Annotated in this window: 17 protein-coding genes; 13 read left to right on the top strand and 4 right to left on the bottom strand. The window is 69.2% G+C overall.

What is annotated here, in order from left to right; genetic code table 11:
- Positions 1-240 precede the first annotated feature (240 nt).
- The 6 genes from AC3AOF_RS12375 to AC3AOF_RS12350 all read left to right on the top strand — a co-directional run bounded on the left by AC3AOF_RS12375 (position 241) and on the right by AC3AOF_RS12350 (position 3647).
- Positions 241-477: a BolA family protein gene (locus AC3AOF_RS12375; protein ID WP_236990678.1), complete on the top strand. Its 237-nt coding sequence runs from the start codon at positions 241-243 to the stop codon at positions 475-477.
- A 35-nt stretch (positions 478-512) separates the two neighbouring features.
- Complete coding sequence (locus AC3AOF_RS12370) at positions 513-1034, top strand: DUF29 domain-containing protein (protein WP_236990677.1); 522 nt, start codon at positions 513-515, stop codon at positions 1032-1034.
- A 25-nt stretch (positions 1035-1059) separates the two neighbouring features.
- The gene (gene grxD, locus AC3AOF_RS12365) at positions 1060-1398 is read left to right on the top strand and encodes a Grx4 family monothiol glutaredoxin (RefSeq protein ID WP_236990676.1); all 339 of its coding nucleotides are present in this window, start codon (positions 1060-1062) and stop codon (positions 1396-1398) included.
- A gap of 121 nt (positions 1399-1519) precedes the next feature.
- Positions 1520-2428, top strand: coding sequence for an NAD(P)/FAD-dependent oxidoreductase (locus AC3AOF_RS12360; RefSeq protein WP_488348686.1), 909 nt, complete (start codon positions 1520-1522; stop codon positions 2426-2428).
- A 225-nt stretch (positions 2429-2653) separates the two neighbouring features.
- Positions 2654-2836, top strand: coding sequence for a hypothetical protein (locus tag AC3AOF_RS12355; protein ID WP_236990674.1), 183 nt, complete (start codon positions 2654-2656; stop codon positions 2834-2836).
- A 619-nt stretch (positions 2837-3455) separates the two neighbouring features.
- Positions 3456-3647, top strand: coding sequence for a hypothetical protein (locus AC3AOF_RS12350; protein ID WP_236990673.1), 192 nt, complete (start codon positions 3456-3458; stop codon positions 3645-3647).
- A gap of 24 nt (positions 3648-3671) precedes the next feature.
- Here AC3AOF_RS12350 and AC3AOF_RS12345 read toward each other — a convergent pair whose 3' ends face one another.
- Together AC3AOF_RS12345 and AC3AOF_RS12340 are read right to left on the bottom strand one after the other, a co-directional pair.
- Entirely contained in the window at positions 3672-4619 is a 948-nt protein-coding gene (locus AC3AOF_RS12345) for a hypothetical protein (RefSeq protein WP_236990672.1), read from the bottom strand.
- 122 nt (positions 4620-4741) lie between these two features.
- The gene (locus tag AC3AOF_RS12340; protein ID WP_442919291.1) at positions 4742-5701 is read right to left on the bottom strand and encodes a ring-cleaving dioxygenase; all 960 of its coding nucleotides are present in this window, start codon (positions 5699-5701) and stop codon (positions 4742-4744) included.
- 129 nt (positions 5702-5830) lie between these two features.
- On the opposite strand from AC3AOF_RS12340, the gene AC3AOF_RS12335 reads away from it, so the two are divergent.
- From AC3AOF_RS12335 to AC3AOF_RS12305, 7 genes are all read left to right on the top strand, one after another.
- Positions 5831-6811: a LysR family transcriptional regulator gene (locus AC3AOF_RS12335; RefSeq protein WP_488348685.1), complete on the top strand. Its 981-nt coding sequence runs from the start codon at positions 5831-5833 to the stop codon at positions 6809-6811.
- A gap of 209 nt (positions 6812-7020) precedes the next feature.
- Positions 7021-7290 (top strand): DUF6489 family protein, encoded by a 270-nt coding sequence (locus tag AC3AOF_RS12330; protein ID WP_488348684.1) that lies wholly within the window; start codon positions 7021-7023, stop codon positions 7288-7290.
- 259 nt (positions 7291-7549) lie between these two features.
- A complete protein-coding gene (gene aceE, locus AC3AOF_RS12325) occupies positions 7550-10207 on the top strand; it encodes a pyruvate dehydrogenase (acetyl-transferring), homodimeric type (RefSeq protein WP_488348683.1) in 2658 nt (885 codons plus the stop codon).
- Between the two features lie 345 nt (positions 10208-10552).
- The gene (aceF, locus tag AC3AOF_RS12320) at positions 10553-11860 is read left to right on the top strand and encodes a dihydrolipoyllysine-residue acetyltransferase (protein ID WP_236990668.1); all 1308 of its coding nucleotides are present in this window, start codon (positions 10553-10555) and stop codon (positions 11858-11860) included.
- 24 nt (positions 11861-11884) lie between these two features.
- Entirely contained in the window at positions 11885-13717 is a 1833-nt protein-coding gene (gene lpdA / locus AC3AOF_RS12315; RefSeq protein ID WP_488348682.1) for a dihydrolipoyl dehydrogenase, read from the top strand.
- Between the two features lie 472 nt (positions 13718-14189).
- A complete protein-coding gene (locus tag AC3AOF_RS12310; RefSeq protein WP_488348681.1) occupies positions 14190-16466 on the top strand; it encodes an NADP-dependent malic enzyme in 2277 nt (758 codons plus the stop codon).
- Between the two features lie 227 nt (positions 16467-16693).
- Positions 16694-18451 carry a methyl-accepting chemotaxis protein gene (locus tag AC3AOF_RS12305; RefSeq protein WP_488348680.1) on the top strand — a complete coding sequence of 586 codons (1758 nt, stop codon included), beginning with the start codon at positions 16694-16696 and terminating at the stop codon, positions 18449-18451.
- 100 nt (positions 18452-18551) lie between these two features.
- Here AC3AOF_RS12305 and AC3AOF_RS12300 read toward each other — a convergent pair whose 3' ends face one another.
- Positions 18552-18953 carry an ACT domain-containing protein gene (locus AC3AOF_RS12300; RefSeq protein WP_488348679.1) on the bottom strand — a complete coding sequence of 134 codons (402 nt, stop codon included), beginning with the start codon at positions 18951-18953 and terminating at the stop codon, positions 18552-18554.
- On the bottom strand, positions 18950-19387 hold the full coding sequence (locus AC3AOF_RS12295) for an acyl-CoA thioesterase (protein WP_488348678.1): 438 nt from the start codon (positions 19385-19387) through the stop codon (positions 18950-18952). The genes AC3AOF_RS12300 and AC3AOF_RS12295 overlap by 4 nt, the downstream gene beginning before the upstream one ends.
- Positions 19388-19488: the final 101 nt, after the last annotated feature.

Here is a 19488-nt window from a genome sequence, read left to right as displayed (position 1 = left end):
GTTCGAGCGCTTCGTCCAACCTGTCCCACCCACGACCTCATCCTGAGGTGTCAGTCCATCGAAGATGGACTGACCTCGAAGGAGGGCTCCAGAAGTCTCCGAGCTAACTGGAGCCCTCCTTCGAGGCTCAGCGATCTTCGATCGCCCACACCTCAGGATGAGGTTGCGGGCAGGAATGAACGGGTTCACACGCTCCTGATATCTTCGAAGCAACCCGATTCCGAGTAGGAGACGACCCCGATGCCGATGGATGCCCGCGAGATCGAGACGATGATCAAGGAGGCCCTGCCCGACGCGACGGTCGAGATCCGCGACCTCGCCGGCGACGGCGACCACTACGCCGCCACCGTCGTGTCGGCGGCGTTCAAGGGCAAGTCGCGGGTGCAGCAGCACCAGATGGTCTATGGCGCGCTGCAGGGGCGCATGGGCGGCGTGCTGCACGCCCTTGCCCTGACCACGGGCGTGCCGCAGGATTGATACCTCAAGGATCGATGCCCTCGGAGAGCCGCCGCATGGACGAGATCCGCACGGATCGGCCGAGCCTCTACGACGAGGACGTCGTCGCCTGGGCGGAGCAGCAGGCGGCGGCTCTGCGCGCCCTCGGGGCGCGCCCGGACCTCTCGAACACCCTCGACTGGGACAACATCATCGAGGAGGTCGAGTCGGTGGGGCTGTCGGAGATCAGGGCTTTCGAGGGCACCCTGCGGGTGATGCTGGTTCACGTCCTCAAGTACCTGTCGGCTCCGAGTGCGCAGTCGACGCGCCCGTGGCGGGCCGAGATCGTCGCATCCCACGCGACGGCGAGGCGCCGCTACACGCGATCGATGCGGCAGCGGATCGACTGGGACGGCCTCTGGCGCGACGCGAAGACGGTGGCCGCCGGCGATCTGGCGGTGTGGGGCGACAAACTGGCGGTCGGCCTGCCCGACCGCAGCCCGTTCACGCCCGAGGAACTCGTGGCCGAGGACTTCACCCTCGATTGGGCGCTCCTGCGCCTCGCCTCCATCTTGCAAAACCCGAACGACCATCACTAGCTAGAGCCCACACAGGGGTAGAACCATGACCGACGTCACCAGCCGCATCGAGACCGAGATCAAGTCCCAGGACGTGGTCGTGTTCATGAAGGGCACGCCGCAATTCCCGATGTGCGGCTTCTCGGGCCAGGTGGCCCAGATCCTCAATTACCTCGGCGTGCCGTTCAAGGGCGTGAACGTGCTCGAGGACATGGAGATCCGCGAGGGCATCAAGGCCTTCTCGCAGTGGCCGACCATCCCGCAGGTCTACGTCAAGGGCGAGTTCGTCGGCGGCTGCGACATCACCCGCGAGATGTTCCAGTCCGGCGAGCTGCAGCAGCTGCTCACCGAGAAGGGCATCGCCACCAGCACCGCCGCGGCCTGATCTCAAGGCCCACGGACGGACGAGGAAGGGCGCGCAAGCGCCCTTTTTCGTTGGGCCTGCGGCGAACCCGGCGAGCCGCCGATGCGTCTACCTCGCAGGTGACGGCTTTCGGGACGGCGACATGCGGGACGTGATCATCGTGGGCGGCGGTCCGGCGGGGCTGTCGGCGGCGCTCATCCTCGGGCGCTGCCGGCGCCGGGTGCTGCTGATCGATGCGGGCCATCCGCGCAACGCGGTGACGCCGCGCATGCACGGCTTCCTCGGCCGCGACGGCCGCGCGCCGGGTGACCTCCGTGACGAGGGACGGCGCGAACTCGCCGGCTACGACACGGTCGAGATCTGGGACGGGCGCGCCGTCGACGCGGTGCGGGCGCCGAACGGCTTCCGGGTGGTGATGGAGGACCAGCGCCGGGCCGATGCCCGCCGGATCATCCTCGCCACCGGCCTGCGCACCGACCTGCCGGCCATCGAGGGGTTTTCGGAGTTCTGGGGCCACGGCGTCCACCACTGCCCCTATTGCGACGGCTACGAGAACCGCGACCGGCCGCTCGCGGTCTACGGCCCGGGCGAGACGGCCAAGGGAGCGGGCATGGGTCTCGCCCTCGAACTCACCGCCTGGAGCCGCGATCTGACGCTGCTCACCGACGGCCCCTGCGGCCTCGACGAACCGGAGCGGGACCGCCTCGCCCGGAACGGTATCCGGATCGAGGAGCGCGCGGTCGCCCGGCTCGAGGGCGAGGACGGGCGGTTCTCGACGGTGCGCCTGCGCGACGGCACGGCGCTCGAATGCGCCGCCCTGTTCTTCACCACCGGCCCGTGCATCCCCTCCCCGCTCGTCGCGCGGCTCGGCTGCGACCTGTCGCGCAAGGGCACGGTGCCGACCGGCGACTACGAGGAGACGAACGTGCCGGGTCTCTACGTGGCGGGCGATGCGTCACGGCGGGTCCAGCTCGCCATCGTGGCGGCCGCCGAGGGGGCAATGGCGGCGTTTGCCATCAACACCGAGTTGCTGCGCGAGGACACACGCTGATTCGGCCGCCGATTCGGCCGTCGCGCGCGGATCAGCATAGGCCAGGACAAAATTCTTCCGATTCGCGCCGTGCCGCCTCAGCGCCAATAACGCGGCAGCAGCAAGCGCTTGACGGTCCGGGCGGCGCCCCTCGCGGACCCGGATGAGCCGACAATCCTCCTGTCAAGACTTTATCGTACGGTGAAGGTTTGTTAGCCTTTATTGGACGATCACGGGAGGGCACCCATGATAGCGTTGGCGCAGGCATGGCGGGCCGGATTCACCCGGCGCACGCAGCGCACGATCCTGGCCCGCGAGGCCACGATTCGACAGGCTGAGTCCGAACCGCCCGAGTACCACGAGCTCACCGTGCGGGACCTGATCCGCATGGCCCAGTCCGCCCGTGCTGCGACCGAACCGCGGGGCTGACGCCGGCGCGGCCTCGGTCCTGCGAATGCCGAACGGTGGTTTGCAGCTCCGTGTCGGATGACCGAGGCGGGGCGAGGATCACCTCCTCCCGTGTGGGTAGGGGCTCCCGCTCCCCGTCGCTTCCTCCATCGTGTCCTGAGCGGCGCGGCATGGACCGGCGGAACCGGCACGCATCGATGCGGGTTGGGGAGCGGAACGATCCGGCAGGACTGTATTCGAGAGCCGCCCCGGTTCGCGTCGGCGGTCATTGACGACCGCACCGAACCCGGCCCGGAGGTAAGCACTCGAACAAGGTTTCGTGCCTGGCGTCTCACGGGCGTTTCGGTTTTGACCGGCTCCCGGAATCCGCCGCCGCGCGTCTTCGCTGCAATGCACGCAAGATTGTCATGCGCCGCATCATACCCGGGGTGCGTTGGCGCACCCTGACCCCATGCGCGTGCTGCTAGAACACTGGGCACTGTCGCCGTGTGGTGCCACCGTCTTTGGGTGGTAGGCCGAAACTTTTTCTTGCACGGTGACGCGCGGTACGGAACTGTACAAGTTCTTCACCGTTACTGGTTCTCTAGCGTGAGTATGCGTACCCCCCGCCAACCACGGGCCGCGCGCCCGGGGGACCACCATGCCCGATTTCGAGTCACGAAACCTCGACGACGCCGAGAGCCTCGCCCGCCTCGCCGAGCTTCTTCATCCCACCAAGATCGCCCGGGCCGAGGCCAAGGCCCGCGGGCGCCGTCGCGCCGCGGCCGGCTTCCTGCCCGAGCAGGGCCCCGCCCAGAGCGGGCAACCGGTCTCGGTGCTGCAGGACGCCTGATTCACGACCGCCCGAGCTTGCCGTCTACCAAGCCTGCGGGGTGATCACGCCCTTGCTGGTCACGACGACCCAGGATCGGCCGCGGCGCTCGATCGCCTCGACCCGACCGGCACCCGGCAGCGTGTCGCCCGGGCCGACCTCCACGAGCCGGCGGTTGCGGTTCTCGATCATCGCCATCCCGTCATAGACGTCACGCAGCACCCAGCCCTCGATGGCGGCGGGCTTGGCGGCGCTGGCCGGCTTGTCGGGCAGGCTGCCGGTCAGGACCGGTTCCGCCGCGGCGACGTGCTTCGTCGGGGCGGGCACGGGAGCGGCGGCAACCGGCGCGGCCGAGACGGGAGCTTGCGCGGTGGGACCTGGTACGACGGAGCCCTGGCGCTTCTCCAGCTTCTCGACGAGCGCCGCGAGGCGGCCGGCCTGCTCGCGGTCGGCATGGTCCTGGCGCTCGGCCATGGCGGTCAGGCGCTCGGCCAGGGCCGCGACCTTGCCGGCGAGGTCGCCGTCCTGGCGCTGCAGCCGCTCCAGGCGCTCGGAGATCTGGCCGAGACGGGCACCGGCCTCGGCGCGGCCCTTGTCGGCGGAATCGTGGGCCTGGATCGTGCGGTCGCGCAGGAGCGACAGGTCGGTGGCGAGCCGCGCGGATTCGGCGGTGCCGGCCTCGATCTGGCTGCCGAGCCGCGTCCACGCGGCCTGCGGGATGCCGGCCCCGCCACCCTGGACAGCCCCCATCAGTGCCACCGTGGCGCCGCCCGCCAGCGCACCGACGCATCCGGCGCAGAGAAACCCCGCAAGCGTCGTCGTCGTCAGCTTCGGCCACCCGGACAAGCCCGCGAAACGGCTCTTGCCCGTCGCGATCTTGCCCGTTGCGATCTTCGCCGTCTCGACCTTGGCCGAGTTGGGTGCCACGTCGTCCGGGGCAGCCGCCGCACCGGCCGGAGCCGGCGCGCCGGCAACGTCGTCCTGATCCACCATGACCCGAGCTTCCCAGAAATCCAGGAAGGATTGGGTAACCATGTTTGCTTAACCATTGGTTACCGCGCTCGGGCGGCACGTGGGGCGGCCCGGGCCGCGCTGGCCCGGGCCGCCTCTACCGCTTACGCCAGCACCGGCAGCACCCGCTCGATTTCGGCCCGGTGCGGCTCGAGGAAGGCCGGGAGCTTCAAGGCCTCGCCCAAGGCCTCCGCCGGCTCGTCGGCGGAAAAGCCGGGCGCGTCGGTGGCGATCTCGAACAGCACGCCGCCCGGCTCGCGGAAATAGACCGAGCGGAAGTAGTTGCGGTCGCGCTGCTCCGTCACCTGCAGGCCCAGCGCCTCCGCCCGCTCCGCCATCTCCGCTTGGCCTGCGTCGTCGGCGGCCCGGAAGGCGATGTGGTGGACCGAGCCGCCGCCGGAGCGCCCGGGCAGGAAGTCGCCGACCTCCCGAAGGGTAACGTGACCGCCGAGCCCGGCCGTACCGGCGTAGCGGGTGAGCGATCCCTCCCGTCCCGTCTCGGCCCAGCCGAACACCTCGGTCAGCACCCGGGCGGTGGGCGCAGCCTGGCGCAGCATCAGGGTCACGCCGTGGAAGCCCCGCACCGCGTGCTCGGCCGGCACCTCGGACCCGGCCCAGGCCGGCTCGGCCTCCGCGCCGGCGACGCCGACGAGCGCGAGCCGCATCCCGTCGGGATCGCGGAACGGCAGCACCGTCTCGCCGAAGACCTTGGCCGGCGCCTCGAAGGCGATGCCGGCCGCAACCAGCCGATGCGTCCAGTAGCCGATCGAGCCGGCGGGAACCCGGAACGCCGTCTCCTCGGTCTGCCCGATCCCGACCCGGCCGGGGGCGACGTGCTCCCAGGGGAAGAAGGTCAGGATCGTGCCGGGCGCGCCGTCCGCGTCACCGTAATACAGGTGGTAGGTGCCGGGATCGTCGAAGTTCACGGTCTTCTTGACGAGCCGCAGCCCGAGGACGCGGGTATAGAAATCGACGTTCCGGCGGGCCGGCCCCGAGATGGCGGTGACGTGGTGCAAGCCGGCAGAGACGATTCCGGCGGAGGCGGTGGTCATGGTCATGGTCATGGTCGGGAACTCCCGGTGGGCGGGCCGGCGGGGAAAGCCGCCGGGGTCGCCGCGATGGAGACAATCTAGGACTTGCCCCGGCGGCCAGAAATAGAAACAATCGAAACCCATCGTTTCCGGACACGGACCATGCCGCTGCCCGATTTCGAGGCCTGGGCGATCTTCGCCCGGGTGGCGCAGACCGCCTCGTTCTCCCGCGCCGCGACCGAGCTCGGCCTGTCGAAGGCCACCGTGTCGAAGGCGGTGAGCCGGCTCGAACGGCGCCTGGGTGCCTCCCTCCTGCACCGCACGTCGCGGCGCCTCGCGCTGACGGAAGCCGGGCGCCTCGCCCTCGACGGTGCCGCCCGCATCCTGGCGGCCGGCGAGGCGGCGGAGGCCGAGGCCCTGGCGCAATCGGCGACGCCGCGGGGGCTGGTTCGCTTCGCCGCCCCGATGTCGTTCGGCCTCGCCCACGTGGCGCCGCTCCTGCCCGACTTCCTCGCCGCGCATCCGGAGGTCGCCGTCGACCTGCACTTGAGCGACGCGCAGGTCGACCTCGTCGGCGACGGCTTCGACCTGGGCCTGCGCATCGCGGCGCTCGCCGATTCGAGCCTGCGCCTGCGCCGCCTCTGCGCCGTCGGCCGCTCGCTGGTGGCGGCTCCCGCCTATCTCGACCGCGCCGGGCGGCCGGAGCACCCGCGCGACCTCGGCAGCCACGCCTGCCTCGGCTACGCCTACCTGCCGAACCCGGAGCGCTGGCATTTTCACGATGCGACCGGCGCCGAAGTCGCCGTGACGCCCACCGGGCGCCTCAGGGCGAACAACGCCGACGCCTTGACGCCGGCGCTCAAGGCGGGTCTCGGCCTCGCGGTGCAGCCGGATTTCCTGGTCTGGGACGACCTGCGCGCCGGGCGGCTGGAGCGGGTGATGCCGGACTGGTCGCCGCCGCCGGTCGGGCTCAACCTCCTGATGCCGCCGGGCGCCGCCCGGCCGGCCCGGGTCACCGCCCTGGTGGCGTTCCTGGAGCGCCGGCTCGCGGCGGCGCCTTGGGCGACGGCGAATGGGAGACTGGAATCCTGGGGATCGGAGCCTCGGGCCGTCCCCGCAGGCAATAAAATCGACGCGACGTAACAATGCGGCTTTACAACGGCGCCGGAATGGCCGAGGGGGCGCATACGACCTTCGTCGTAGACCGGAGAGCGGGCGCACGACGCGCGCCCGCTCTCCGGTCTGTTAGACTAGGTCGTTGAAATCACCGCATTTTTTGCATCCCGCTTGGGTTCCCCCACGGGCCAAAAGGTGCTCTAAGCTCGGTGCGGGGGCCGAGAGGAAAGAATGCGATGAAGTTCCGCGTCGAGGTCGATTGCACCCCGGTCGAGGCACGCCAGTTCGTGGGTCTTCCCAACGTCGAGCCGCTGCAAGCGGCGGTGATGGCCGAGGTCGAGCGGCGCATGATGGCCGAGATGGACCGCTTCTCGCCCGACGCGATCATGCGCAGCTGGTTCACCGTTTTTCCCCAGGGAGCGGACCAGATGCAGAATATGTTCCTCAAGATGTTCCAGCAGGGCTTCGGTGCGTCCCCGCCGCCGCCGGCCAAGTCCGAGTCTTGATCCGGGCCGTGCCAAGATCCGAGCCTTGCCAAGCCCTGATCCAAGTCGGAACGTCCACTCCTCACCGGCTCGGAGCCGGTTCCGGGCTTCCGCACTGCAGCAAGACGAAGTGTGCGGATGCTCAGAACGCCGATCGCCGCCGGATGAGCTAAACCCTTGCAATATCAGTCGGGTTGCGAAAGCATAGCGGTGGCACGAACAATGCTGACGCCTGTGGCAGCTCGACTCGCCGATCGAGTATGACCTAAGGGAGGACAACGTGGAACGCAGTCGCGATCTCGACCCGGTCGAGACCCAGGAGTGGCTCGATTCGCTCGACGGCGTGCTGGAGGTCGAGGGCCCGGACCGGGCACACTTCCTCATCGAGCAGGTCATCGAGGGGGCCCGCAAGAAGGGCGCGCCGGTCCCCTACTCGGCGAACACCGCCTATGTGAACACGATCCCGGCCGACAAGCAGCCCCCCCATCCGGGTGACCGCGCGATCGAACACCGGATCCGCTCGGCGATCCGCTGGAATGCGATCGCGATCATCCTGCGCAACAACAAGGACTCGTCGGAGCTGGGCGGCCACATCGCCAGCTTCCAGTCCGCCGCGACCCTGTACGACACCGGCTTCATGCATTTCTGGCACGGCGCCGAGGGCGACCGTGGTGGCGACCTGATTTACGTCCAGGGCCATTCCTCGCCGGGCATCTATGCCCGCGCCTACCTGGAAGGCCGCCTGACCGAGGAGCAACTGCTGAGCTTCCGCCAGGAAGTCGGCGGCAAGGGTCTCTCGTCCTATCCGCATCCCTGGCTGATGCCGGATTTCTGGCAGTTCCCGACCGTCTCGATGGGCCTCGGGCCCCTGATGGCGATCTACCAGGCCCGCTACCTGCGCTACCTGCACCATCGCGGGCTCGCCAATACCGACGGCCGCAAGGTCTGGGCGTTCATGGGCGACGGCGAGATGGACGAGCCGGAGTCGCTCGGCGCGATCTCGCTCGCCTCGCGCGAGAAGCTCGACAACCTGGTCTTCGTCATCAACTGCAACCTGCAGCGCCTCGACGGCCCGGTGCGCGGCAACGGCAAGATCGTCCAGGAGCTGGAGGCCAACTTCCGCGGTGCCGGCTGGAACGTCATCAAGGTGCTGTGGGGCTCGGGCTGGGACCAGCTGCTCGCCCGCGACACCACCGGCATGCTGGCGCGCCTGATGGAGGAATGCGTCGACGGCGAGTACCAGGACTTCAAGTCGAAGAACGGCGCCTATATCCGCGAGCACTTCTTCGGCAAGTACCCGGAGACCGCCGCCCTGGTGAAGGACTGGAGCGACGAGGACATCTGGCGGCTCACCCGCGGCGGCCACGATCCGAGCAAGGTGTTCGCGGCCTATTCCGCGGCCGTGAAGCACAAGGGCCAGCCGACCCTCATCCTCGCCAAGACCGTCAAGGGCTACGGCATGGGCGAGGCCGGTGAGGCGCAGAACATCACCCATCAGCAGAAGAAGATGGGCGAGGCGGTGCTCAAGCAGTTCCGCGACCGTTTCGGCATCGACCTCAACGACGACCAGATCGCCGAGATCCCGTTCATCCGCTTCCCCGAGGGGTCGCCGGAGCACACCTACCTGATGGAGCGCCGCAAGGCGCTCGGCGGCCCGCTGCCGGCCCGCCGCGGCAAGTCTCAGGCCCTGCAGATCCCGCCGCTGGAGGCCTTCTCGGCCCAGCTGAAGGAGACCGCGGGCCGCGAGATCTCCACCACCATGGCGTTCGTGCGGGTGCTCAACACCCTGCTTCGCGACAAGAACATCGGCAACCGCATCGTGCCGATCGTGCCCGACGAGAGCCGGACCTTCGGCATGGAGGGCATGTTCCGGCAGTTCGGCATCTTCAGCCAGGTCGGCCAGCTCTACCGGCCGGAAGACGCCAACCAGCTGATGTACTACCGCGAGGACGAGAAGGGCCAGATGCTCCAGGAGGGCATCAATGAGGCCGGCGCGATGTCGTCCTGGATCGCGGCCGCGACCTCGTACTCGCATTCCGACGCGCCGACGATCCCGTTCTACATCTACTACTCGATGTTCGGGTTCCAGCGCATCGGCGACCTCGCCTGGGCCGCCGGCGACATGCGCGCCCGCGGCTTCATGATCGGCGGCACCGCCGGCCGCACGACGCTGAACGGCGAGGGCCTCCAGCACGAGGACGGCCACAGCCACCTGATCTCGGCCACCATCCCGAACTGCGTCTCCTACGACCCGACCTTCTCCTACGAGGTGGCGGTGATCGTGCAGGACGGCCTGCGCCGGATGTATGCCGAGCAGGAGGACCTGTTCTACTACATCACGGTGATGAACGAGAACTACGAGCATCCCGGCATGCCCGAAGGGGCCGAGGCCGGGATCCTCAAGGGGATGTACCTGTTCCGCGAAGGCAAGGCGGGTGCTGCGAACCGGGTGCAGCTGATGGGCTCGGGCACGATCCTGCGCGAGGTCATCGCCGGGGCCGAGCTCCTGGAGCAGGATTTCGGCATCGCCGCCGACATCTGGTCCTGCCCGAGCTTCACCGAGCTGCGCCGCGAGGCGATGGCGGTGGAGCGCTGGAACATGCTCCACCCGACCGAGCCGCAGAAGACGAGCTACGTCGAGACCTGCCTGTCGAGCCGTCAGGGCCCGGTCATCGCGGCGACCGACTACATGCGCCTCTTCGCCGACCAGATCCGCCCCTACGTGCCGGGCCGCTACAAGGTGCTCGGCACCGACGGCTTCGGCCGCTCGGATTACCGGGTGCGCCTGCGCGAGTTCTTCGAGGTCAACCGCTACTGGGTCGTCGTCGCGGCGCTCAAGAGCCTGGCCGAGGAGGGCGCCGTGCCGGCGGCCAAGGTCGCCGAGGCGATCGCCAAGTACGGGCTGAACCCGGAGAAGCCGGCCCCCTGGACGGTGTGATTGGTCAAGACGTGCGAGGTCCCCTCTCCCGGATGTCCGTTCGGTTTCACACGTCTCCTCTGAGAGCTAACCCCCTGTAAATTCGTGCGCCTTCCCCTCCCCCCTGTGGGGAGGGGTCAGGGGTGGGGGTGGTTCCGCGTAAAGCTATGCGGTGCCTCCTGCACCACCCCCACCTCCAACTCCTCCCCACAGGGGGGAGGAGAGGTGCGCGCCTTCCAGGGGAAGAGAGCAATCAGACCGAGTTGTGGAGATGCGATAGCGGATGCCCTGGCGAGGGCTGCCTCGCGCGTCGGGAATTCCATCTTCGTAAAGACGTATTAAGCAAATCAATCGGGAGAGTGCGCAGTGTCGATCGAAGTCAAGATCCCGGATATCGGTGATTTCAAGAACATCCCGATCATCGAGATCCTGGTGAAGGAAGGCGACACCATCGGGGCCGAGGACCCGATCGTGTCGCTCGAATCCGACAAGGCGACGATGGAGGTGCCCTCCCCGTCGGCCGGCGTGATCGAGAAGATCCTGGTCAAGGTCGGCGACACGGTGAGCGAGGGCAGCCCGGTCCTGCTCCTGAAGGGCGAGTCCGAGGAGAAGGCGCCGGCCGCCGCCGCTGCCGCGACCCCGAGCGCCGGCGCGGCCCCGTCCGCCGACACCGCCGCCCTGATGCCCAAGCAGGAGCCGGATCCGGCCAAGCCCGCCGCTCCCCCGGTCGCCGCCCCGGCTTCCTCGGCCCCGGATTTCTCGAACGTCCATGCCAGCCCCGCCGTGCGGCGGCTCGCCCGTGAGCTCGGCGTCGATCTCAATGGCATCAAGGGCTCCGGCGAGAAGGGACGGATCACCAAGGAGGACGTGAAGGGCTCGCTGGTCCGCTCCGCCGCCCCCGCCGCGGCTCCCGCCGGCGCGGTGGCCACCGGCAGCATGGGCATCCCGGAGATCCCGGCGGTCGACTTCTCGAAGTTCGGCCCGACCGAGGTGAAGCCGCTGCCGCGGATCAAGAAGATCTCCGGCCCGCACCTGCACCGCGCCTGGCTCAACGTGCCGCTCGTCACCCATTCGGACGAGTCGGACATCACCGAGACCGACGCCTACCGCAAGGAACTCGACACCGCCGGCAAGGACAAGGGCTACCGCGTCACCCTGCTGTCGTTCCTGATCAAGGCCGCGGTCTCGGCGTTGCGCCAGCACCCGGAGTTCAACTCGTCGCTGAACCCCGAGAAGGACGCGCTGATCCTCAAGAAGTACTACAACATCGGCGTCGCCGTCGACACGCCGGACGGCCTCGTCGTCCCGGTGGTCAAGGATGCCGACCGCAAGGGCATCGTCGAGATCAGCCAGGAACTCGGCGCGCTGTCGAAGAAGGCCCGCGACGGCAAGCTCGGCAGCGGCGACATGCAGGGCGCCACCTTCACGATCTCGTCGCTCGGCGGCATCGGCGGCACCGGCTTCACGCCGCTCGTCAACGCCCCCGAGGTCGCGATCCTGGGCGTGGTGCGCTCCAAGATGGCCCCGGTGTGGAACGGCTCCGAGTTCAAGCCGCGGCTGATGCTGCCGCTCTCGGTCTCCTACGACCACCGCGTGATCGACGGTGCGCTGGCCGCGCGCTTCACCCGCCACCTCGCCCACGTCCTCGAGGACGTCCGGCGCCTCGTCGTCTGACGAACCCCGCAGCGAGGTGATCCGATGAGCAACGAAGTCCGTCTGCCGGATATCGGCGACTTCAAGAACGTCCCGGTGATCGAGGTGCTGGTCAAGGCCGGCGACACGATCGCGGTCGACGACACCATTGTCGTCCTGGAATCCGACAAGGCGACCATGGACGTCCCCTCCTCCGTGGCCGGCACGGTCAAGGAGGTGAAGATCAAACCGGGTGACGCGGTCACGCAGGGCGATCTTCTCCTGGTGCTGGAGGGCGCCGGTGCCGGCGCCGCACCGGCCAAGCCCGCGGTCGCCGAGAAGGCGGCCCCGGCGGCCTCCGTCGGCGGCTCGCCGCTCGCGGCGGGTACGGGCCAGGCGGGCTACGGCTCGCCCGCCACCGCCGGCGGGCAGGGAGCCTCCGCGGCCCCCGCCCCGAAGGGCGCGGCCCCGGTCTCCGGCGAGGCGATGCGGGCCGAGGTGCTGGTGCTCGGCGCCGGTCCCGGCGGCTACACGGCGGCGTTCCGCGCCGCCGATCTCGGCAAGAAGGTTATCTTGGTCGAGCGCTGGCCGAGCCTCGGCGGGGTCTGCCTCAATGTCGGCTGCATCCCCTCGAAGGCGCTGCTCCACGCCGCCAAGGTGATCGACGAGAGCCAGGCGATGGCCTCGCACGGCATCAGCTTCGCCGCACCGCAGATCGACATCGATCAGTTGCGCAGCTGGAAGGAAGGCGTGGTCAAGCGCCTGACCGGCGGCCTCGGGGGTCTGGCCAAGCAGCGCAAGGTGACGGTGGTGACCGGCACCGCCCGCTTCGTCAGCCCGCACCAGATCGCGGTCGAGCACGAGGGCAAGACGACGATCATCGGCTTCGACAACGCGGTGATCGCCGCCGGGTCCGAGCCGATCAAGATGCCGTTCATCCCGCATGACGACCCGCGGGTGATCGACTCGACCGGGGCGCTCGAACTCGACGGGGTGCCGAAGCGGCTCCTGGTGATCGGCGGCGGCATCATCGGCCTCGAGATGGCGACGGTCTACCACGCGCTCGGGTCCAAGGTGACCATCGTCGAGCTGATGGACCAGATCATCCCGGGCGCCGACAAGGACATCGTCACCCCGCTCTTCAAGCGGATCTCGAAGCAGTACGAGGCGATCTACCTGAAGTCCAAGGTCACCGCCGTCGAGGCGCTGCCCGAAGGCCTCAAGGTCACGTTCGAGGGCGGCTCGGCCCCGGCCACCGACACCTTCGACAAGATCCTGGTCTCGGTCGGCCGCCGTCCCAACGGCAAGCTGATCGGCGCCGAGGCCGCCGGCGTCGCGGTGGACGAGCGGGGCTTCATCCCGGTCGACAAGCAGATGCGGACCACCGCGCCGCACATCTTCGCCATCGGCGACGTGGTCGGCCAGCCGATGCTCGCCCACAAGGCGGTGCACGAGGGCAAGGTCGCGGCGGAAGCCGCTGCCGGCAAGAACTCGTTCTTCGACGCCAAGGTGATCCCGTCGGTGGCCTATACCGATCCGGAAGTGGCCTGGGTCGGCCTGTCCGAGACCGAGGCCAAGGCCAAGGGCATCAAGGTCGGCAAGGGCGTGTTCCCCTGGGCGGCGAGCGGCCGCTCGCTGTCGCTCGGGCGCGACGAGGGCCTGACCAAGGTGCTGTTCGACGAGGAATCGAACCGCATCGTCGGCTGCGGCATCGTCGGCCCGTCCGCCGGCGACCTGATCGCAGAAGCCGCGCTCGCCATCGAGATGGGGGCGGATGCCGAGGATATCGGGATGACCATCCACCCGCACCCGACCCTGTCGGAGACGGTCGGCATGGCGGCCGAGGCCTTCGAGGGCACGATCACCGACCTCTACATGCCGAAGAAGAAGGCGCATTGAGGGGATGGGCGGGGCGGAGATCGCCTCGCCCCGCTTCCAGGCTTTCTCACCGAGGATGCGCATGTCCCCCTCTCCCCGCGGGCGGGGAGAGGGTCGAGCCCCCCTTGTCGGGGGCGAGACGAGGCGGCAGCCGATGGTGAGGGGGTCTCGACGAACGAGACTCTTCCGGAAACACCCCCTCACCCTCGCAGCGAAACTGCGGTTCGCAGCTCACTTCATCGACGACAAGGTCGATGAAGTCCTCTCCCCGCCCGCGGGGAGAGGAGATAACCCGCGCCTCATTCGACATCGTTTGCGTCAGACCGGCTAGGTTCACGTCATCAGCCGTGCGGCCCGGACTTTCCCACCATTGCGCGGCGGGATCAGACCCCAACCTTGAGCGTTGCCATCCCGATCGGCGCCCCCGAATGGCGCCGGCCGGGAGACGGCTCCGCGCGCGCCGCCATCCCACCCATACCGAGGAGGAACCCCCATGGACGAGCAACTCGAGAAGGCCGCCCTCGACTATCACCGCTTCCCGACCCCCGGAAAGATCGCGGTGCTGCCGACCAAGGACATGAGCACGCAGCGCGACCTCGCGCTCGCCTACTCGCCGGGCGTCGCCGCCGCCTGCCTCGCCATCGAGAAGGACCCGGCCCAGGCCGCCGAACTCACCTCCCGCGGCAACCTCGTGGCGGTGATCTCGAACGGCACCGCGGTGCTGGGGCTGGGCAATATCGGCGCGCTCGCCGGCAAGCCGGTGATGGAGGGCAAGGGCTGCCTGTTCCGCAAGTTCGCCGGCATCGACGTGTTCGACATCGAGATCGACGAGACCGATCCGGACAAGCTCGTCGACATCATCGCGAGCCTGGAGCCGACCTTCGGGGGCATCAACCTCGAGGACATCAAGGCGCCCGAGTGCTTCGAGATCGAGACCCGCCTGCGTGAGCGGATGAAGATCCCGGTCTTCCACGACGACCAGCACGGCACCGCGATCATCGCCGCCGCGGCAATCCTCAACGGCCTCGAAGTGGTCGGCAAGCGCATCGAGGACGTCCGCGTCGTCTGCTCGGGCGCGGGCGCCGCGGCCATCGCCTGCCTCAACCTGCTGGTGAGTCTGGGCCTCGACAAGGCCAAGGTGCTGGTCACCGACAGCCGCGGCGTGATCTACCAGGGCCGCAACAACCTCGACGCCCAGAAGGCGCAATACGCGCAAGTCACCGAGGCCCGGACGCTGGCAGATGCCGTGCCGGGTGCCGACATCTTCCTCGGCCTCTCGGCGGCCGGCGCGCTGACGCCCGAGATGGTCGAGGGCATGGCCGACAAGCCCCTGATCCTGGCGCTCGCCAATCCCGAGCCGGAGATCCGGCCGGAAGCCGCCAAGGCGGTGCGCCCCGACGCGATCATCGCCACCGGCCGCTCGGATTATCCGAACCAGGTCAACAACGTCCTGTGTTTCCCGTTCATCTTCCGCGGCGCGCTCGATGTCGGCGCGACCACGATCAACGAGGAGATGAAGCTCGCGGCGGTGAAGGCCATCGCCGAGCTGGCGCGTGCCGAGCAGTCCGACGTGGTGACGGCGGCCTACGGCACGCAGGACATCGCATTCGGGCCCGATTACCTGATCCCGCGCCCGTTCGACCCGCGCCTCATCACCAAGGTGGCGCCCGCCGTGGCGCTCGCCGCCACCGAGAGCGGCGTCGCCACGAAGCCGATGCTCGACGTCGAGGCCTATCGCCGCTCGCTGGAGCGCCTCGTCTACACCTCCGGCACGGTGATGCAGCCGGTCTTCGCCGCGGCCACCGAGGCGAGCCGGACCCGCATCGCCTATGCCGAGGGCGAGGACGACCGCATCTTGCGCGCGGCGCAAGTGGTGGTCGACGAGGGGCTGGCCCGGCCGGTCCTGGTGGGACGCCGCGAGGTCATCGCCGACAAGATGAAGGCCTTGGGGCTTCGCATCGAGGTCGGCCGCGACGTCGACGTGCAGGATCTCGACGACGAGGTTTTTCAGGCCGAGGCCGCGCAGGGCTACTACGCCAAGCGCAAGCGCAACGGCCTGTCGCGCGAGGTCGCCCTGGCTGAGGCGCGCCGCAACCCGACGCTGGTGGGCGCGATGCTGCTCTCCCTCGGCAAGGTCGACGGTCTTCTCTGCGGCGGTACCGGTTCCTACCACAGCCACCTGCGCCACGTGCGCGAGGTGATCGGGATGGCAGCCGGCGTGAAGGCGCTCGCCGCCATGAGCCTGCTGCAACTGCCGCGGCACACGCTCTTCATATGCGATCCCTACATCCATCTCGATCCGGGCGCGGAAGAGCTGGCCGACATGACGCTGCTCGCCGCCGCCGAGATGCGCCGCTTCGGCCAGACCCCGCGGGTGGCGCTGGTCTCGCATTCGAGCTTCGGCACCGCCCGCAATCCGTCCGCCGAGAAGATGCGGAACGCCGTCGCGCTCATCACCGAGCGGGCGCCGGACCTCGAGGTCGAGGGCGAGATGCAGGCCGACGCCGCGCTCAGCCGGCCGCTGATGGAGCGGGTGTTTCCGGAGTCGCGCCTCACCGGGGAGGCCAACCTCCTGGTGATGCCGAACCTGGATGCGGCCAACATCACCCTCAACGCCCTGAAGGTGGTGGCGGGTCAGGGCATCAGCGTCGGGCCGATCCTGCTGGGTGCGGCCGCCCCGGTCCACATCCTCACCCACACCACCACCGTGCGCGGCATCGTCAACATGACGGCGCTGACCGCCGTGGCGGCGGCCGCGCGGGCGGGCTGACCCGAAATCCGGCCGCCGGGCGACCCGGCGGCCGGCCTCGGGATACAAAGGCGCGAGCACAGAACGCGCAGCGCCGCTCCCGGTTCCCCAGAGGCGCCATTTTTCCAATCTTTTCTCACCAGATCAGACCGAGTATTCGTTTGGCCTTCCGGTCCCATCGAAGGTCATCGAGCAAGAAATTTTAACGACCCTAGGGAAGGATGCCCTCCTGTTTCGAGGGGAGCATCATGAGCCTGGCCCGCAAGTTCGTCGGTCTGTGTATCGTCAGCCTGGTATCGAGCGCATTGCTCGCAGGATCGGTCGTGCTGTACCGGCAAGCGGACGGTCAGGTCAAAACGGCGAACGAGAACCGCCTCGCCTCGATGCTGCTGGCCGACGAATTGCGACAGGCCTCCGACGACCTGACGCGGCTGGGGCGGACCTATATCGCCACCGGCAAGGCCGCCTACAAGCAGCAATACAAGGACATCATCGACATCCGTGCCGGCCGCAAGGCCCGTCCGGTCGATTACCATCGCATCTACTGGGATTACGTCGCCGCCGGCGACGCCAAGCCGCGCCCGGACGGCGAGACCGTCTCGGTCGACACGCTGATGGACCGCCTCGGCGTGACGGCGGCGGAGAAGGAGAAGCTGGCCGAGTCGGTCCGCAACTCCAACGACCTCGTCAAGGTGGCGAACGCCGCGATGAAGCTCGCCGAGAGCGGCGAGCCGGGGTCGCGGGACGAGGCGATCCGGCTCGTCCACACCGACGAGTACCACGTCGCCAAAGCCAGGATCATGAAGCCGATCGACGACTTCTATGGTCTGCTGGATGCGCGCACCAAGCAGGCGGTCGATGACGGCGAGTCGCGGGCGTCGCTGGCCTTCGCGCTGGTCCTCGGCCTGCTCGCCGTGACGATCGCCTCGGTCGTGTCCATGGCCTGGTTCGCCTATGGCGCGCTGGTGCGCGGCTACGCCTCGGTCGGCGGTGCGATGCGCCGGATCGCCGCCGGCGACTACGCCGCCGAGGTGCCGGGGACCGCGCGACGCGACGAGGTCGGCGACATGGCCCGCAGCCTGGAGGCCTTCAAGACCAACCTCGCCGCCGAGCTGGAGGCCCGCCACGCCCGGGAGAGCGAGGAGCGCCGGGTCGTCCGCCGGGCGCAGACGGCGGCCCTCGCGCAGGAATTCGAGGAGGCGGTGGGCGGCATCGTCCAGACCGTCGCCGCCTCGGCGACCGAGCTGAGGGCCACCGCACAGGACATGTCGCAACTCGCCGGCGGCACCGCCCAGCGCTCCGCCACCGTGACTCAGGCGGCGCAGGATGCGTCATCCAACGTCGCCACCGTGGCGGCGGCCGCCGAGGAGCTGAGCGCGTCGGTCGGCGAGATCGCCCGCCAGGTCTCCGATTCGGCCGCCCTCGCAAAGGAGAGCGTGACGGAAGCCTCGAAGACCGCCGAGCTGGTGCAGACCCTGAGCCAGGCCGCCACCCGGGTGGGCGACGTGGTGGCGATGATCAACGGCATCGCCGGCCAGACCAACCTCTTGGCCCTCAACGCCACGATCGAGGCGGCGCGGGCCGGCGAGGCGGGACGGGGTTTCGCGGTCGTCGCCGCCGAGGTGAAGGAGCTCGCCAACCAGACCGCCAAGGCCACCGAGGAGATCGCCAGCCAGATCGGCGGCATCCAGGGCGCGACCCGTCAGGCCGTCGATGCGATCGGCGGGATCGCGTCGCGGATCGGCGATCTCAGCGGCATCTCGACCGCGATCGCCGCCTCGATTGAGGAGCAGGGCGCCGCGACCCGGGAGATCGTCCGCACCATCAGCCAGGCGGCGACCGGCACCGGCGCAGTCACGGCGACGATCACCGGCGTGGCCGATGCCGCGGGCGAGGCCGGCCAGGCGGCCGGGCGGGTCCTGAGCGTCGCCTCCTCGGTCTCGCAGGAGGCGGAGCACCTCAACACCGAGGTGACGCGGTTCCTGGACCGGCTCCGGGCGGCGTGAGACGGTTCACGCAACGCCGCAAGTTCGAGGCGGAACTCACACCGGGACGCGCTCCGGAGGATTCTTCCGGACCGCGTCTCGTTCGATCGTCGGGATCACGTCACGATCCCGGCCCGAAACACTCCCGCAGCCGCCGCATCGCCTCCTCCGCCCGCGACACCGGCGCGAACAGGTGATCGTGGTGAAAGGCCGAGACGGCGTTGACGGCGATGCCGCTCTCCGCAAGGCACGCCGTCACGGCGGCGAGGAAGCCGACGGCGTCGAGGGCGGACGGGACCGTCAGCGTGATCCAGCGGCACGGGAAGGCGCCGGGCAGGCCCGCCCGCACGGCCTCCGCCTCGGGCAGGATCAGGGTCGTGCCCGCCGCCTCGCGAAAACTCATCACCGGGGCGAGACCCACCGGCACCCCGGCATCGTCGACCGTGGCGAAGACGTAGATCCCGGGCTGCAACTCCGGCCGCATCCCGGACAGGAGACGGCCGAGATCGGTCTCAGCCCTCATACGGCCAGCGGCTCCAGCACCCGCCGCAACGCCTCCGGCAGCGGCACGGGGCGCTGCGTCGCCCGGTCGACATAGACGTGGACGAAGTACCCTTGCGCCGCGGCGTCCTCGTCGTCGTTGCGAAACAGCCCGACCTCGTAGCGCACGCTCGAATTGCCGCGATGCGCCACCCGAATCCCGGCGGTGACCCGATCGGGAAACGCCATCGACCGGAAGTAGCGGCATCCGGTTTCGACCACGAGGCCGATCACCGGGCTTTTCGCAATCTCGAGGGCTCCGTCGGCGATCAGCACGCTGTTCACCGCCGTGTCGAAGAAGGCGTAATAGACCACGTTGTTGACGTGGCCGTAGACGTCGTTGTCGGCCCAGCGGGTGGTGATCGGCACGAAGCGCCGGTAGGCGGCGCGGGTCTCGGGGGGCGTGCGGCCGCTCAAGGTCTGTCTCGCGAAAGGATCGTCGGGGCCGGGAGCCTAGGCCGGCCCGGCTCCGGCGATCAAGCCGCGGTCACGCCCCGCGAGGAGCCGTCATGCCCCGC

This window comes from Methylobacterium sp. 142-1Y (genome assembly GCF_057747795.1).
Note: the sequence above shows the minus strand (reverse complement) of the source record. Positions and strands in the feature narration are given on the sequence as shown.

Coding starts and splice junctions, on each gene's coding strand:
- AC3AOF_RS12350 (WP_236990673.1), top strand. CDS start 3,456: ATGCCCGATTTCGAGTCACGAAACCTCGACGACGCCGAGAGCCTCGCC.
- grxD (WP_236990676.1), top strand. CDS start 1,060: ATGACCGACGTCACCAGCCGCATCGAGACCGAGATCAAGTCCCAGGAC.
- AC3AOF_RS12370 (WP_236990677.1), top strand. CDS start 513: ATGGACGAGATCCGCACGGATCGGCCGAGCCTCTACGACGAGGACGTC.
- AC3AOF_RS12355 (WP_236990674.1), top strand. CDS start 2,654: ATGATAGCGTTGGCGCAGGCATGGCGGGCCGGATTCACCCGGCGCACG.
- AC3AOF_RS12340 (WP_442919291.1), bottom strand. CDS start 5,701: ATGACCATGACCATGACCACCGCCTCCGCCGGAATCGTCTCTGCCGGC.
- AC3AOF_RS12345 (WP_236990672.1), bottom strand. CDS start 4,619: ATGGTGGATCAGGACGACGTTGCCGGCGCGCCGGCTCCGGCCGGTGCG.
- AC3AOF_RS12305 (WP_488348680.1), top strand. CDS start 16,694: ATGAGCCTGGCCCGCAAGTTCGTCGGTCTGTGTATCGTCAGCCTGGTA.
- AC3AOF_RS12310 (WP_488348681.1), top strand. CDS start 14,190: ATGGACGAGCAACTCGAGAAGGCCGCCCTCGACTATCACCGCTTCCCG.
- AC3AOF_RS12300 (WP_488348679.1), bottom strand. CDS start 18,953: ATGAGGGCTGAGACCGATCTCGGCCGTCTCCTGTCCGGGATGCGGCCG.
- AC3AOF_RS12375 (WP_236990678.1), top strand. CDS start 241: ATGCCGATGGATGCCCGCGAGATCGAGACGATGATCAAGGAGGCCCTG.
- AC3AOF_RS12360 (WP_488348686.1), top strand. CDS start 1,520: ATGCGGGACGTGATCATCGTGGGCGGCGGTCCGGCGGGGCTGTCGGCG.
- lpdA (WP_488348682.1), top strand. CDS start 11,885: ATGAGCAACGAAGTCCGTCTGCCGGATATCGGCGACTTCAAGAACGTC.
- AC3AOF_RS12335 (WP_488348685.1), top strand. CDS start 5,831: ATGCCGCTGCCCGATTTCGAGGCCTGGGCGATCTTCGCCCGGGTGGCG.
- AC3AOF_RS12330 (WP_488348684.1), top strand. CDS start 7,021: ATGAAGTTCCGCGTCGAGGTCGATTGCACCCCGGTCGAGGCACGCCAG.